Here is a 13,264-nt window from a genome sequence, read left to right as displayed (position 1 = left end):
GCCGGAACTATTCTGCAATCTTCCCTTTATCGGCTGAATCGATTTTGTCTTCCCTTTTTTGCGAGGCGAGCCACGTGGCCACATCCTGTGACCTAATCCTCCGGTGAGTGCCGCGATATTCCACTGGAATAACACCCGCGTCAGTGAGATTCCGTAGGTAGGTAGGTGAAATTCCGGCTGCGGCCGCGGCCTGGGAGGTGGTCAGGGTTTCGACGGCCGAGCTGACGGTGACGGCGTCGCCGTCGGCCAGTCGCCGCAGAAGACCGACCACCGCGTCCCGGGCCCCGGCGGGCAGCCTCATCGCGGTGCCGTCGACAAAGACGGTGACGTCTTCACGGTCGGTCAGTGCACGCCGGAGCGTCGCGGCCTCGACGCTGGCGAGGGCAGGTGTGAAAAGTGGAATCCGGTTATGCATTCTCCTATTGTGCCAAGAACTGCCCACAGTGGAAGTTTCAACCGAATTCAATATGTTAGCGGCGGCTAATTGATTCCCTTCCCTGTTTCGCGGGACAGGACTAGGGTGGGGGGCACTCACAAGGGAAACTGAAAAAATAAGCTGCACAAACAGCTGGCTGGAGTGGTGATTTCGATGGCAATCTTCGATCCGTACGACCTCAACCAGGCTCGCCGTGGTGCAGCGCCTGCGATACAGACGAGTACCTCATCTATGAGGACTTCGTTCCTGCCAGGATTCCAGCGGGGGCCAACGAACAACTTGCGGCGTCGGTAAATTACTCCTGCTCGGTGTGCGGCAGGTTCAACGGGCACGAGGTTCCGTCGTTCTGGAGCCCGCCGAACTGGTTCTGGTACACCTGAGCTCCTCGTCCGCCCGGATCAGCCTCGCCCGATGAAAGGCATGCCGCTGGCAGTGATCAGCAGGGAGCCAACTGACGCCGATGAGGGCAGTTGGGCCATCATGAGCACCGCGCGGGCTGCTTCCTCTACCGGAAATGTCGGTTCCGGGCGCCGGGATCCATCTGCTTGCAGGGCCCCGCCGTTGACGCCGATGGTCTCCATGAGCTGCGTGTGGGCGTTCCCGATGTCGATCTGACCGCAGGTAATGCGGAAGGGCCGTCCGTCCAGTTCGATCGACTTCGTCAGGCCGGTGATCGCGTGTTTGGTGGTGGTGTACGCGGCCGAGAGGGGACGCGGCGAGTGCGCGGAGACCGACCCGTTGTTGATGATGCGTCCGCCTTGCGGCTGCTGGCTTTTCATCAGGCGGACGGCAGCGGCAGCGCACAGGAACGCCCCGGTGAGGTTGACCGCCACCGTGTCCGCCCAGTCCGCCGGCGACACTTCGTCGACCGCACCGGCCGGCCCAAACACCCCTGCATTGTTGAAGAGCACGCCCAAGGAGCCCAGTTCGTTGCCCACAAACGCGAACAAGCGCTCGACGTCGGCGGGTTGGGTCACATCGGTGGGGACAACGTGGGCGCGAGGGTGATCGCCGGCGGTGGCCTCAAGCGCTTCCCGCCTCCTACCCGCGAGGACGACGTCGAACCCCGCCGCCAGGAACTGGTGGGTGACGGCACGACCAATCCCTGAGCCGGCACCCGTCACCACCGCGGCGGCCGGTGGGTTCGGTGCTGCATTCATTTCGGTTCCCTGCTGTCGTGTCTGGTCTGGGGCGGCATGGTCACCTCAGCTGCCCTGCAGCCAGCTGAGCAACTGGTCTTTGGGCCAGGTGGTGATGATCCGGTCGGTCGGAACGCCGTTCGCGGCGGCCCGCTCAGCTCCATACTGCAGGAAGTCCAGCTGACCCGGTGCGTGGGCGTCGCTGTCGATGCTGAACAGGCAGCCCGCGTCCAGGGCCAGCCGGATCAGGTCATCGGGGGGATCCTGACGCTCGGGCCGAGAGTTGATCTCCACCGCGACGTCGTTCTCGACGCAGGCGGCGAAGACAGCGGCGGCGTCAAAGTCCGACGGTGGCCGCGTCCCCCTCGCCCCCTGCACCAGGCGGCCGGTGCAGTGTCCCAGGATGTTCGTCTGTGGCTGGCGAACGCCGCCCAGCATCCGACGGGTCATCGTGGCCCGGTCCGCGCGGAGCTTGGAGTGCACACTCGCGACGACGACGTCGAGCCGGCCGAGCAGTTCGGGGGCCTGGTCGAGGGTGCCGTCCTCGAGGATGTCGACCTCGATGCCGGCCAGGAGCGTGAAGCCATCGCCGCCGTCGTCATTGATCTTCGCGACCACCTCCAACTGCTCCACGAGCCGTCCGGCGCTCAACCCATTGGCGATGGTGAGGTTGGGGGAGTGGTCGGTCAGGGCCAGGTACTGGTGGCCCAGCGTGCGGGCGGCCTGCACCATCAGTGGGATGGGGCTGCCGCCGTCGGACCAGTTGCTATGGCTGTGCAGGTCGCCGCGGAGCGCCTTCAGGAGCTCCTGGCCACCCGTCGCGAGGGGCTGGGCAGCGTGCTCGCGGAGTTCGGCGAGGTAGTCAGGAACTTGCCCATCGACGGCTTGGGAGACCACTTCGAAGGTGCGGGCTCCGATGCCTTTCATCCGCTTGAGCCGGCCATCCTTGGCCCTGACTGCAAGCTCGTCGGGGGAGAGGTCGATCAGGATGGCGGCTGCGTTGCGGAACGCCTTGACCTTGAACGTGGGCGCGGTCTCGCGTTCGAGCCAGAAGGCAATTTCGTTGAGTGCTTCGACGGCATCCATACTTCACCTTACTTTCATCCCGGAGGGAAGAGCCGATGGGGGCGGAAACCGGCGAGGATCTGCACCAAAACCTCCGACGACAGGAGGCACCATGCGGTTCACACCCACGGCTCCGATCCACCTCGACCCGGTGGGCTGCCCGTTCTGCCTGATCGTTGACCAGCTCCTTGGGGACCGGCCCGGGTTGTTAGCCTGCCCCTTCGATGGCCGACCGCAGGTCGAGGCGCATCAGCCACCGCGGCAAACCGCCGCTGCGTGCCTCGGTCTTGAGGATGCGCTGGAACCCGGCGCTTTCGAACATGCCGGTGGTGCCGACGAACGCAAGGGTGGGGCTGATACGCGCACCCACGGGATCGACCGGGTAGGCCTCCAGCGATGGTGCGCCGCTGGCCCTGGCATAGTCAATTACCCCCGCCAGGAGTGCGTGCCCGATCCCCTGGCGGCGGTGGCCAGTTTTCACCACGAAGCACACGATGCTCCACACCGGAACCTCGTCCACCAGCGGAATGGTGCGGGAGCGCATCAGGCGTTCCATCCCGGACCGCGGACCCAGTCCGCACCAGCCGACGGGCTTGTCCTCCAGATAGGCGATGACCCCCGGTGGTGGGGTGTGACGGCAAAGTTCCCGCAACCGCTCGGGTTGCTGTGCCGGAGTCAGGGAGTTGAACTCGCCGGAGGTCAGCCGGAAGGCGAGGCACCAGCAGGCTGCTGCGTCCTTACGACGCGGGCGGAGCAGGGACGCGACGTCGTCGAAACGTTCAGCCGTTGCGGGGTGCACCTCAAGGTCCATGCCGAGGATGATACTCCCGGGCGGATTCCCCGGGTACTGTGCGGCTGCGGGCCGCGATACGGATCAGGAGGTGAGGTTGAGCTCTTCGGCAATGGAGCGGACCGCTTCGCGCAGCAGTGGCACTGCCTTCTCGGCAAAACGCTCATCAACGCGGGAGACCGGTCCGGACACCGAGATGGCGCTCGGGGTCGGGGCGTTGGGCACGGCCATCGCGAAACACCTGACACCGAGTTCCTGCTCCTGCTCATCGATCGAGTAGCCGCGTTCGCGGATGAGGTCCAACTCCTTGAGCAGGTCGTCGATGGTCTTGATGCTCTTCTCGGTGGGGGTCGGCATCCCGGCGCGGGCAACGATGCTCCGGACGGCGTCGTTGCTCAGTTGCGCCAGGATTGCCTTCCCGACGCCGGTGTCATGGGTGTGGGCGCGACGGCCGACCTCAGTGAACATGCGCATGGAGTGCGGTGAAGGCACCTGGGCAATGTAGATGACCATATCCGAGTCAAGGACCGCCATGTTGGAGGTCTCTCCCAGGCTGTCGACGAGGTGCTTCAGTTGCGGCCGGGCCAGGGCGCCGAGCTGTTTGTTGGCCCCTTCACCAAGTCGGATGAGTCGGGGGCCCAGCGCGTACCGGCGGTTCGGGAGCTGGCGGGCATACCCCTTGGAGACCAGGGTGCGCAGGAGGCGGTGGATGGTTGGCAGTGGGAGGTCCGTGGAGGAGGAGAGTTCGCTCAGGGATACCTCGCCACCGGCGTCAGTGATGAGTTCGAGCAGTTCGAAGACCCGCTCCACGGACTGTACGCCGCCGCCAGTCGCTTTCTCGGCCATGCAACACTCCCAGCTCTCGAGGTTCCATCAGCAGGCTTGACGCTCGAGGTGGAAACATTTCTCTGATTATCTCATTTTCCACTGAGTGGAATCAGGAATCCAATAAGGTTGCGATTCCATCTGTCAGATGGAGGACGCAGCAACAGCGGAGATCTCGCGGTCCCAGGTCTGGCAGCAGATCCGCAACAAGGTGCACCTGAGCGACACCGGGAACACTGTGACCCCCGAGCTGGTCACCGGCATCCTCGCTGAGGAGACCGAGCGGCTTCGCGGTGAGGTCGGTGAGGAGGCGTTCGCCAGGTTCTACGAGCCAGCGAGCCGCCTGATCGCCGACATCTGCATCTCCGAGGAGTACACGGACTTCCTCACCCTGCCGGCCTACGAACTGGTGGACTAACCGACCAAGCCGAACAGGCGGCGCCGGCAGCAAAATTGCTGCAGGCGCCGCCTGTTTCGTGCGCCATGGGTTGCTCAGGCGAGAACGTCACGCGTAGTGAACCGGCCGTAGGCGAGTGCACCGAAGACCAGCACGTAGCCCGACTGGAGGAGGGCGTTGGAAGCGAAGGAAGACCATTCGATCGGTTGCCGAAGCAGGTCCGCAAATCCGAACCAATACTGGCTCAGAAGCCAAGGGTGAAGCCATTCCAGCTGGGGAAGCTGTCCCATCACCTGGGAAACAACCGAGATCACCACCGTCGCCGCCATCGCCCCCACTGGCACATCGGTGAGCGTGGAGATGAACAGTCCGACGGCGCACAATCCGGTCAGGGAAACCGTGACGTACGCGCAGATCAGGGCTGACCGCAGGAGCGATTCTGCAACACCAACGGTGTCCCCCGAGAGCAGGGTCACGGGACCGACCGGGAAGAGCGCTGCCCCGATGAGGGTACCCGCGAGAACGACGGCGAGGGTTGCTGCGAGACAGAACACCACCGTCCCCACGAATTTCACCAGCAAGAGCCGCCCGCGCCCCACCGGCGCGACCAGGAGGTAGCGCAGGGTGCCGGTACTGGCTTCGCCGGCGACGGTATCTCCCGCCACCACGCCCACCGTCAGCGGCAGGAACAGAGGGATGGCGACGGTGATCGCCGCGACCGCTACGAACAGCCCGTTTTGGGTGATCTGGTCAAGGAAGGCGGGCCCACGGCCGCTGGGTGGACCTGATGTCAGCCGCACCGCCACGGCAATCAAAACCGGAATTGCGGCGAGGGCAAGCAGCAGCGCCCAGGTCCGTCGTCGGCGGAAGAGCAGGGAAAGTTCCGACGCCAGAAATACTAACCCGGACGCCGGTCCCCGCCCGGTGCTGCGCACTTCTGTGTCATTGGACAACATCAAAACCCTCTCCGGTGAGGGCCACGAAGAGTTCCTCGAGCCCCATCTGGTCGACGGTGAACCCTGTCACCCGCACCTCCGCGGCAACCAGGGCCGCAACGATGGTGTGTGGGGGCATCTGGTCCGGGAGCGGTGCGCTGACTGCTTCAGTTCCGGCGTGCGGCGTGTAGTGGACCGGCGCCGATCTTTGCGGCGCCAACCCCAGGCGCTTCAGGACAGCGAGGCAGCTATCGACGTCGGGGGTGAGAACCTCAACCCGGGTCTGCCCGGTGGCCCGCAGTTCGCTGAGTGCTCCCTGCGCGACCAGCCGGCCCGCCCGGAGGACCGCCACATGCGAGCAAATCTGTTCCACCTCCGCCAGCAGATGACTCGACACGAAGACGGTGGTGCCCTCAGCGGTTAGGGAGTGCACCAGGTGGCGTACCTCGCGGGTGCCCTGTGGATCGAGACCATTGGTGGGTTCATCGAGCACAATGAGGTCACGGTGGGTCAGGAGTGCATTGGCGATGCCGAGACGCTGCTTCATCCCCAGCGAATAGGCCCCCACCTTCTTGTCCGCCGCCTGGGATAGCCCCACTCGTTCGAGGGCCCGGTCGGTCCGGGAGCGGCGGGTCGACGGGTCAACGAAGCGGTCCGCTGCGTCGAGACGGTGCAGGTTGGCCCGTCCCGACAGGAAGGGGTAGAAGCCAGGGCCCTCCACCAGCGCCCCAACCCGGGGGAGGACCTCGGGGAGGTGCTTGGGAATGCTGCGCCCCAGCACCTCTACCTCACCCGACGTGGCAGTGGCCAAGCCCAATAGGATGCGGATGGTGGTGGTCTTTCCTGACCCGTTGGGTCCGAGGAAACCGAAGACTGAGCCCCGCGGGACGGTCAGGTCGATACCGTCCAGAACGTTCTGCCCACCGAATCGTTTGGTGAGCCCCCGGGTCTGAACGACCGGGCCCTCCATCAGCGTTGGTTCGCTCACTCGCCGTGGGCAACTGCCTGGAGCCGGTCGGCGGGAACCGACCCGACCAGGACCCTCCCGTCGTCGGTGATCAGGACGTTCAGTAGGCGGGTTTGTAGCAGGAGACCGCCCTCGACGGGAGTACCCAACTGGTCGATCATGGTGGTCAGCTCACCGCCGTCCGCCGGGAAACTTTCTGCCGGGAACTCCAGCACTGACCCCCAGCCGGTGCCGGTGACCGTGGGTTCGGCCGGGTTCTTCGCCGGGTCTTTCACGGGGGCCACAGCGGTGGATTCCGCGGCACCGTGACGACCTTCCGTGGTGTGTTCCGGAGCCTCGGTGACGGTGGCCCCGGCCGGCGGTGTGAAATCGAAGATTCCGGCGGGTGGGGAGTCAAAGCTGATGTCGGTATAGGACACGCTGAACGCCGGCGCGGTACTGTCAGCCGCAGCGACACTAATCGCCAGCACAAGGCCCGTCTCGCCGTCGACGTCTACGGTGATGGACTCGATCAGGGTGTCACTGGCGCTGGGTGTCAGGATCAGTTGGTATGCCGCACGGCCTGCCACCGACCGGTCCGGTCCGACCGAAACCTTCGTGGTCGGGTCCGCCTTCTCCAGGAACTGTGCAGCTAGCTCATCCGGAGTCGGAACGTCCGGAAGGCCTTCGAGATATTCGAGGTCCTCGCTGGTGAGCGTCCGGTCAGGCAGCGAGGCGTGGACGGCCGCGTTGTCTTCGGAGTCGTAGAACCACAGGTCGGTGCCGTTGAGGATCACATTCCGCTCGGCCATGTCGTCGAGCACCTGGATGCGGACCTTCGACGGGCCAGCCTGGTAGATGCGGGCAGTGTGGGGGGCGGTGAGCAACTCCAGGACTGAGGCCTCGGGCGTTGACGGGGTGTCGACGTCAGCTGTGGACCCGGGCGCAGGACTGGTGCCGCCCATGGCCCCGTTCGCGCCGCCGCCGGCCCCACCCAGAAGGGACAGATCGGGGAGACCAAGATCGGAGGTTTGCTCGATGGTGCCGGAGAGTGTGTCAACCGATGTGCTGGCCGCAAGTTCAAGGACTTCGGCAGCAGTGAGATCAGGGAGGTCCACGGCCGCGTTTGCGGTCAGGGGGACAACCAGAGCCCCCGCTCCGACGACGGCGGTGATCGCTACGGCTGGTGCCCAGTTTCGCCAGGTACGGTTCATCGTCTATCTCCCTGATTCAGCTCACGCGGCTATATCTGGAGGCTACTCCGGTTTCCTGAGAATTTGATCTGAGTTTCCCGGCGCAATTGCGTAAATGGCGCATGAGCGGACGCGCCCCGCAGGACCCAGCGTTCCGAGGGACACCGACCCATTCCTGGGCGGCGCCTGGTTAGGCCGTCAGGTGCGGTCAGGCCGTCCGCGTGCGGGACCGCGCCAGCATGACTGCACCAACGGCAACGGCGCCAACAGCGCCCAGCGTCAGGGGAAGCGTTGCACCCGTTTTTTCGACTGGGCTCATCGCGACGCCGGTGTCAGCACCGCCGGCGGCCCGACGTCTGACCTCACCCCAACTCACGGGGGACCCTACCCCTCAGCGGTCCGCTGCCGTGATCCGAACAAATAGCCCACCACGCCCCCGCCAAGTGCGACCCCGCTGGTGAGCAGTGCAATGCCAAGCGGCCCGAGGGCCAGCCCACCAGCAGTGTGGCCAAGACTGCCTGGAGGTGGAGCAGCATCGGCCACCATCAGGCCAGGCATGCCCGCAAGGAGCAACCCGGCCACCAACAAGCCAACCCCCACCAGCAGGACTGCTAACGGTTGATTCATCCGGGCACGTTTCACCTCACCCATGACCGGATGCCGTCCGTCCCCACCGAAGCCCGGCGGCCGCCGCGCTTACCATGAGCCCTCCGACCAGCAGCACCCCGCCCCACACGGCGAGCTGATCAGTTACCCACGATTCGCCGTCGAACGCTATCTCCAGGTCTGACGAGTACGCGATGCTCACCGCAACATCGTCGGACGTCGGGAGTGCCAGCGTGATCGGGTGGGTACCGACCAGCAGCGACACACCTCCGAGGATCAGCACAGCCGACAGGCCGAGGAGCCATACGGCCACTGGACGGAGGGTGATCGAGGTCATGGCGTCCGCCGCCCGCGAAGGTATCCCAGCGACCCGGCGATGACGATGAGTCCCAGCGACGCCAGGCCGATACCGAAAATTTCCCCGGCAGTGGGGCCCGGCAGAAACACCCCATCAGCCAGCGGTGCATACGCAAACCAGCCAAACTCCACCGGTGGTTGGGTCATCGCGGCGGTGACCAACAGGGCCAGCCCGACGACGGCGGCACCCAGCCCTCCCGTGAACCACCGGTGTGTGCGGATCCAGTTCATTGATTTCCCCCATTAAAGCGCCGTTTCAGACGGCGACCTTCCTCAGAGAGTACTGCCTGCACGCCAGACATTGGTGGGACTGCCGAGTAGGACCGCTCGATGGACAGCGTTAGAGCGTTCCCACCGGCGTGATCCGGCGGGGCGCCCGCAGGATCGGCCCAAGTGCCTGTGACAGGCTTCCGGGGAGGTCGGCCAACTCCTGCAGCAACGCTTCGGTGGGCCGCATCAGCTCCAGCGTCCCCGCGGCAGCACCCACAAGAATACTTTCCACCGACGACCAGTGGGACGAATCCGCCTCAGTGGTCTGATGCTGGGGAACTAGCGAGGGCGCGAGCACGGCCAGGTAAAAGTAAGTGTCGAAACGCTTGCCGTAACTGGCGGGCGTGATCCAGTTGGCCCACGGCGTCAGGTCCTGGGGGGACAAGACGGCCCCGGTTTCCTCCCACACTTCCCGGACCGCGGCCGCCAACAGCACCCCCGCCCCGGCAGCCGGGTCGCCGCTGCCATCGGCAGCGATACTGGTTTCCGCCCAGCACCGGGCGTGGGCTGACAGGAGCGACGACGGCGCGGGCCTGGCCTGCGCGGTGACGCGGTCGACGTCGTCCACCCGGCCACCGGGAAACACCACGGCACCGGCGGCAAAATCCATGGTGTGCGAACGGTTCTGGATGAAGATCTCCTTCCCGCGCACCATCAGGACGCTGACCGCCAGTCGTGGAACTGCGAATGTGCCGCGGTAGGGACTGCTCATGCTGCGCACTCTATCCGACCGGGCCGCCAGGGGACGGAACACCTCGCTAGGGTAGACCCATGCCCAACCCCACACCCTCCGGACTGGTTTCCAGCAGCCCACAGACCCGATACCGGCTGGCGCCCAACCCCGGCCCCATGAGCCTGGAGGGCACCAATTCCTATCTCATCGCGGCGACGGCGGTAGATCACCCGGCTGAGCGGCCCGTCGTGGTGGTGGACCCAGGCCCGTTGGACGACGACCATCTGGCTGGGCTCGCCGGCACCGGTCGGGTGGAACTGGTCCTGATCACGCACCGGCACCACGATCACACGGCGTCGAGCGAACGCTTTCACCAGTTGACCGGTGCGCCGGTGCGGGCGCTGGACCCCGTGCACTGCCATGGTGGACCTCCGCTGGCCGATGGCGAGGAGATCCTCGCCGCGGGTGTGCGGCTCCGGGTGATTGCCACTCCGGGCCACACCTCGGACTCTGTGTGCTTTTTCCTGCCCGACGACGGCGACGCCGGTTCCGTCCTCACCGGTGACACGATCCTGGGCCGGGGAACCACCATTATTGACTACCCCGACGGGCGCCTTGGTCCCTATCTGGCCTCCTTGGAGCGGCTCGCCGGGTTGGGCCCTGCCGCGGTGCTTCCCGGTCACGGACCGATGCTCCCGGACCTGGCAGTGATCTCGCGGGCGTATGTGCTGCATCGGCGGGAGCGGCTGGACCAGATCCGTGCCGCCCTCACGGCGGTCGGGGCTGATGCATCGGTGGAGCAGGTCACCGACCTGGTCTATGCCGACGTCGACAGCTCGGTGCGGCGTGCCGCTGAGGCTTCGGTGGCTGCCCAACTGGATTACCTGCAGACCACGGGCTAGCTCACTCCCGGACGGCGCGTGTCCGAGGTCGGGTCGGGTCAGGGATGCGCTCCGCCATGCGGTAGGCGGTGCCACCGTCCACCCGCCGGTACTCCAGCAGGTGCAAGAGCGAGGCGAGGCACAGTGCCACCCCGGCCATTTCCAGCGTTTCCTCGACAAGCACCAGAAGGAAAAAGTGCCAGGTCATGCCGTTCGCATCCAGCCAATAGCCGCCCAGGGTTTCGACAACAACGGCACCGGCGACGAAGGTGACGCCGGCACCAATGATGCCGTTACAGACGGCCGGTGGGAGGGACAGCACGAGGCGAAGGAGGAGAAGGACAAGCACTGCGGCAATCACGATCCCGGGAATCACCCAGGTGAAGCCCACCTCGAACGGCAGCAACAGGGCGATGCGACCACCGATCAGATCCAGCCGCTCGTGGAGTTCAAGGGTCTCGTCGACGGAGAAGAAGACGCAGACGCTGGCGAACAGCCACCAGGACTTCCGGAATCTCGATGCTTTCCGCGCGAAGTACCCGGCCACCACCCCGGTAAGAATCCAGAGCCCTGCACTGAACCAGGTGGGTACGTTGATTTCCCTGCCCACATCGAAGAAGTAGAACCAGAAATGGATCCGGTCGAAGTTCTCGGGGGTCGACCGGTGGATTGCGAGCCAAAGCACACCGCTAAGGAAACTCAGGGTGGCTACGGGGATCGCAAGGATCAGCGTCGACTTGATGAGCCGGATGCGGACCCAGGCATTGTCCGGCGACGTGCCGGTCGGCTGGGAAGTATCGGCTGAGACGTCTGAATCGGCCGGTTCATCCATCCCGGTGGGTCTGGTCCTGTCCAGGGAACGACTCATAGCTTCTCTCCGCTCCGGTAATACGCCGTGTTGCGCCAAAACCAGCGTAATGACCTTGGATGAGACAGACATGAGAACCCGCCCACCATCGACCTGACGACACGTTATGGTGCCCCGCGCGGGTGCAGACGCGCGGATAGGGTCCGCGACCGGCTGGGACTAGGGTCTTCTGCTCAGTCCCTTCCGCGCCGCATAAAACACCACCCTGCCGATCATGACCAGCAGCCCACGGGTCAGTAGTCCACCCGTGCGGTGAGGCTCCGCCACGCATCGAACGGCGCCGTTGCGGGAATCGATGATCCCGTTGCCGGAACGAAGTGCCGCACCGGCATTGATCGTTCCTCCACGGGAGTGGCAAAGAAGTTGTAGAAAATTGCGTCGTCGAAGCCGGCCTGTTCCGCATCGAATCGGTCCGCCGCGTAGACGACCGTCCCCACCCGCGCCCAGAGGGCCGCCGACAGGCACATCGGGCATGGTTCACAGCTGGTGTAAAGGGTACTTCCGGACAGATCGAAGGTTCCCAGCGCCGAGCAAGCGTTCCGGATGGCCATGACCTCGGCATGGGCGGTCGGGTCATTGTTCGACGTGACCCGGTTGACTCCGTCAAAGGTGCGTCCGTCACCGGTGACAATCAGCGCGCCGAAGGGGCCGCCGTCGTTCGTGACATTGTCAACGGCCAGCGAAATCGCCGCGGTCAGGAAACGCTCATCGTCGTTGGTACTCAAAGTAACTCTCCCGTGGTGGGCAACTATCGTCACTCGCCCGGCCGGGATTCCTACGTGGGCGGTGCCAGAGAGCTGCGGGTTGGTCAAGGTGCAGGTCCACCTGGTAGATAGCGCTCCTGTGCAGGACGCCCGCCGTTGGCTTCGTCCTCGAACTGTAGCATCGCCCATTCGCCGCCCGGAAGAGGGCCGGAAAGGGTGCCTTCCCACTGTCCTGACCTTGACGCAGCGTCAACGCCCGGGGCTACCCCGGTCCGCCGGTCGCCCCGACGTTTTCCGCGCCGCTCACCGACGCGGATAGGGTGGAGCGACTGGAAAATGGGGGAGCACGCGTGGCTGCTGAGGAAAGCACCGGGTCCGGGATCGCGGATACCGCCGAAAAGATCACCGACGGGGTGGCACTGGACGTTCTCGCCTGGTTCGGGTTCGCGGTGCTGGCGGTGGTCCACATTCTCATTGGTGTCATTGCGTTGCAGGTGGCATTCGGGGGAACCGGCCAGGCCGAACCCACTGGGGCCCTGGAACAGCTGGCTTCCGGGACCGCGGGTCCCTGGACGATGTGGGCGTGTTCGCTCGGCTGTGGGGGACTTGCCCTGTGGCAGCTCAGCGAAGCCACGCTTCGGTACCGCCGGAATGCCGTGGGGAAGCGGCTGGAGAAAGCCGTCTCGTCGGGATCCCTGGCGGTCACCTAAGGGGTCATGGCGGTGACCATGGGAAGGTTTGCCCTGGGGGACGGGCCCGACTCCGGCGAGTTCACCAGGGATTTCACCCGGACCATCACGGCGTACCCCCTTGGACTATTCGCCGTGCTTGTGGTGGGCGGAACGGTGCTGGGGATCGGAGGGTACTTCGTGGTGAAAGGGCTCCGTAGGACATTTCGGCCGGAGCTGCAGCACTTCGAAGACTCGCGTCGCGGTGCGGTGATCGACGCGATGGGGGTCGTGGGACATGTGACGAAGGGGGCGGCGCTCCTCTTGGTGGGCCTGCTTTTCGTGGTCGCGGCGGTCACCAACCGACCGTCGGAGTCGACAGGGTTGGACGGCAGCCTCAAGGCCCTGCAAGACCACCCTTTTGGCGATGCCGTCCTGGTGGCCATCGCCGCTGGCCTGATTTGCTACGGAGTTTTCGCTGTCATCCGGGCGCGGTTCGGCCGGATGTAGC

At 65.2% G+C, this 13,264-nt stretch carries 18 protein-coding genes and 1 pseudogene; 4 read left to right on the top strand and 15 right to left on the bottom strand.

The genetic code is table 11. The annotated features are described in order from the left end of the window. Positions 1–7 precede the first annotated feature (7 nt). From IWX64_RS10025 to IWX64_RS10005, 5 genes are all read right to left on the bottom strand, one after another. The gene (locus IWX64_RS10025; RefSeq protein ID WP_196866987.1) at positions 8–415 is read right to left on the bottom strand and encodes a helix-turn-helix domain-containing protein; all 408 of its coding nucleotides are present in this window, start codon (positions 413–415) and stop codon (positions 8–10) included. Between the two features lie 419 nt (positions 416–834). Continuing rightward, a complete protein-coding gene (locus IWX64_RS10020) occupies positions 835–1,596 on the bottom strand; it encodes an SDR family oxidoreductase (RefSeq protein WP_196866986.1) in 762 nt (253 codons plus the stop codon). Between the two features lie 45 nt (positions 1,597–1,641). Beyond that, a complete protein-coding gene (locus IWX64_RS10015; protein ID WP_196866985.1) occupies positions 1,642–2,661 on the bottom strand; it encodes a PHP domain-containing protein in 1,020 nt (339 codons plus the stop codon). A 187-nt stretch (positions 2,662–2,848) separates the two neighbouring features. After that, entirely contained in the window at positions 2,849–3,451 is a 603-nt protein-coding gene (locus tag IWX64_RS10010) for a GNAT family N-acetyltransferase (RefSeq protein WP_196866984.1), read from the bottom strand. 63 nt (positions 3,452–3,514) lie between these two features. Continuing rightward, entirely contained in the window at positions 3,515–4,276 is a 762-nt protein-coding gene (locus IWX64_RS10005) for an IclR family transcriptional regulator (RefSeq protein ID WP_196866983.1), read from the bottom strand. A gap of 98 nt (positions 4,277–4,374) precedes the next feature. Between IWX64_RS10005 and IWX64_RS10000 the strand changes: the two are divergent. Then, positions 4,375–4,673 (top strand): annotated as a pseudogene (locus IWX64_RS10000) (malate synthase A); the annotation flags it as partial. Between the two features lie 74 nt (positions 4,674–4,747). Here IWX64_RS10000 and IWX64_RS09995 read toward each other — a convergent pair. The 8 genes from IWX64_RS09995 to IWX64_RS09960 form a co-directional block, all read right to left on the bottom strand. Continuing rightward, on the bottom strand, positions 4,748–5,605 hold the full coding sequence (locus tag IWX64_RS09995; protein WP_442859047.1) for an ABC transporter permease: 858 nt from the start codon (positions 5,603–5,605) through the stop codon (positions 4,748–4,750). Beyond that, positions 5,595–6,557 (bottom strand): ABC transporter ATP-binding protein, encoded by a 963-nt coding sequence (locus IWX64_RS09990; RefSeq protein WP_196867045.1) that lies wholly within the window; start codon positions 6,555–6,557, stop codon positions 5,595–5,597. Before IWX64_RS09990 ends, IWX64_RS09995 begins: the two co-directional genes overlap by 11 nt. A gap of 14 nt (positions 6,558–6,571) precedes the next feature. After that, entirely contained in the window at positions 6,572–7,747 is a 1,176-nt protein-coding gene (locus tag IWX64_RS09985; RefSeq protein WP_196866981.1) for a LolA family protein, read from the bottom strand. Between the two features lie 187 nt (positions 7,748–7,934). Next, positions 7,935–8,102, bottom strand: coding sequence for a hypothetical protein (locus IWX64_RS09980; RefSeq protein ID WP_196866980.1), 168 nt, complete (start codon positions 8,100–8,102; stop codon positions 7,935–7,937). An 8-nt stretch (positions 8,103–8,110) separates the two neighbouring features. Further along, on the bottom strand, positions 8,111–8,353 hold the full coding sequence (locus IWX64_RS09975) for a hypothetical protein (RefSeq protein ID WP_196866979.1): 243 nt from the start codon (positions 8,351–8,353) through the stop codon (positions 8,111–8,113). A 16-nt stretch (positions 8,354–8,369) separates the two neighbouring features. After that, on the bottom strand, positions 8,370–8,669 hold the full coding sequence (locus IWX64_RS09970; RefSeq protein ID WP_196866978.1) for a hypothetical protein: 300 nt from the start codon (positions 8,667–8,669) through the stop codon (positions 8,370–8,372). Next, positions 8,666–8,920 (bottom strand): hypothetical protein, encoded by a 255-nt coding sequence (locus IWX64_RS09965; protein WP_196866977.1) that lies wholly within the window; start codon positions 8,918–8,920, stop codon positions 8,666–8,668. Before IWX64_RS09965 ends, IWX64_RS09970 begins: the two co-directional genes overlap by 4 nt. 109 nt (positions 8,921–9,029) lie before the next feature. Beyond that, positions 9,030–9,671, bottom strand: coding sequence for an NUDIX hydrolase (locus tag IWX64_RS09960; RefSeq protein WP_196866976.1), 642 nt, complete (start codon positions 9,669–9,671; stop codon positions 9,030–9,032). Between the two features lie 59 nt (positions 9,672–9,730). On the opposite strand from IWX64_RS09960, the gene IWX64_RS09955 reads away from it, so the two are divergent. Then, on the top strand, positions 9,731–10,534 hold the full coding sequence (locus IWX64_RS09955) for an MBL fold metallo-hydrolase (protein ID WP_196866975.1): 804 nt from the start codon (positions 9,731–9,733) through the stop codon (positions 10,532–10,534). A 1-nt stretch (position 10,535) separates the two neighbouring features. Here the strand turns inward: IWX64_RS09955 and IWX64_RS09950 are convergent, their stop codons facing one another. Together IWX64_RS09950 and IWX64_RS09945 are read right to left on the bottom strand one after the other, a co-directional pair. Then, positions 10,536–11,381: a hypothetical protein gene (locus tag IWX64_RS09950; protein ID WP_196866974.1), complete on the bottom strand. Its 846-nt coding sequence runs from the start codon at positions 11,379–11,381 to the stop codon at positions 10,536–10,538. A 233-nt stretch (positions 11,382–11,614) separates the two neighbouring features. Then, positions 11,615–12,106 carry a nucleoside deaminase gene (locus tag IWX64_RS09945; protein ID WP_245345508.1) on the bottom strand — a complete coding sequence of 164 codons (492 nt, stop codon included), beginning with the start codon at positions 12,104–12,106 and terminating at the stop codon, positions 11,615–11,617. Between the two features lie 329 nt (positions 12,107–12,435). Here IWX64_RS09945 and IWX64_RS17035 point away from each other — a divergent pair, with 329 nt between their 5' ends. Both IWX64_RS17035 and IWX64_RS17030 read left to right on the top strand, forming a co-directional pair. Beyond that, positions 12,436–12,795 (top strand): DUF1206 domain-containing protein, encoded by a 360-nt coding sequence (locus tag IWX64_RS17035; protein WP_334683239.1) that lies wholly within the window; start codon positions 12,436–12,438, stop codon positions 12,793–12,795. Positions 12,796–12,801: 6 nt separating this feature from the next. After that, on the top strand, positions 12,802–13,263 hold the full coding sequence (locus tag IWX64_RS17030) for a DUF1206 domain-containing protein (protein WP_334683238.1): 462 nt from the start codon (positions 12,802–12,804) through the stop codon (positions 13,261–13,263). Position 13,264: the final 1 nt, after the last annotated feature.

Origin of the sequence: Arthrobacter sp. CAN_A212, assembly GCF_015752345.1 — a bacterium.
Lineage (GTDB): Bacteria > Actinomycetota > Actinomycetes > Actinomycetales > Micrococcaceae > Arthrobacter_D.
The sequence above is the reverse complement of the archived record's forward strand: the minus strand, read 5'-3'. Positions and strand labels throughout refer to the sequence as shown.

What these genes read in the sequence shown, in the direction of transcription:
- IWX64_RS10025 (WP_196866987.1), bottom strand. Translation starts at nt 415, where the DNA reads ATGCATAACCGGATTCCACTTTTCACACCTGCCCTCGCCAGCGTCGAG.
- IWX64_RS10020 (WP_196866986.1), bottom strand. Translation starts at nt 1,596, where the DNA reads ATGAATGCAGCACCGAACCCACCGGCCGCCGCGGTGGTGACGGGTGCC.
- IWX64_RS10015 (WP_196866985.1), bottom strand. Translation starts at nt 2,661, where the DNA reads ATGGATGCCGTCGAAGCACTCAACGAAATTGCCTTCTGGCTCGAACGC.
- IWX64_RS10010 (WP_196866984.1), bottom strand. Translation starts at nt 3,451, where the DNA reads ATGGACCTTGAGGTGCACCCCGCAACGGCTGAACGTTTCGACGACGTC.
- IWX64_RS10005 (WP_196866983.1), bottom strand. Translation starts at nt 4,276, where the DNA reads ATGGCCGAGAAAGCGACTGGCGGCGGCGTACAGTCCGTGGAGCGGGTC.
- IWX64_RS09990 (WP_196867045.1), bottom strand. Translation starts at nt 6,557, where the DNA reads ATGGAGGGCCCGGTCGTTCAGACCCGGGGGCTCACCAAACGATTCGGT.
- IWX64_RS09985 (WP_196866981.1), bottom strand. Translation starts at nt 7,747, where the DNA reads ATGAACCGTACCTGGCGAAACTGGGCACCAGCCGTAGCGATCACCGCC.
- IWX64_RS09975 (WP_196866979.1), bottom strand. Translation starts at nt 8,353, where the DNA reads ATGAATCAACCGTTAGCAGTCCTGCTGGTGGGGGTTGGCTTGTTGGTG.
- IWX64_RS09970 (WP_196866978.1), bottom strand. Translation starts at nt 8,669, where the DNA reads ATGACCTCGATCACCCTCCGTCCAGTGGCCGTATGGCTCCTCGGCCTG.
- IWX64_RS09965 (WP_196866977.1), bottom strand. Translation starts at nt 8,920, where the DNA reads ATGAACTGGATCCGCACACACCGGTGGTTCACGGGAGGGCTGGGTGCC.
- IWX64_RS09960 (WP_196866976.1), bottom strand. Translation starts at nt 9,671, where the DNA reads ATGAGCAGTCCCTACCGCGGCACATTCGCAGTTCCACGACTGGCGGTC.
- IWX64_RS09955 (WP_196866975.1), top strand. Translation starts at nt 9,731, where the DNA reads ATGCCCAACCCCACACCCTCCGGACTGGTTTCCAGCAGCCCACAGACC.
- IWX64_RS09950 (WP_196866974.1), bottom strand. Translation starts at nt 11,381, where the DNA reads ATGAGTCGTTCCCTGGACAGGACCAGACCCACCGGGATGGATGAACCG.
- IWX64_RS17030 (WP_334683238.1), top strand. Translation starts at nt 12,802, where the DNA reads ATGGCGGTGACCATGGGAAGGTTTGCCCTGGGGGACGGGCCCGACTCC.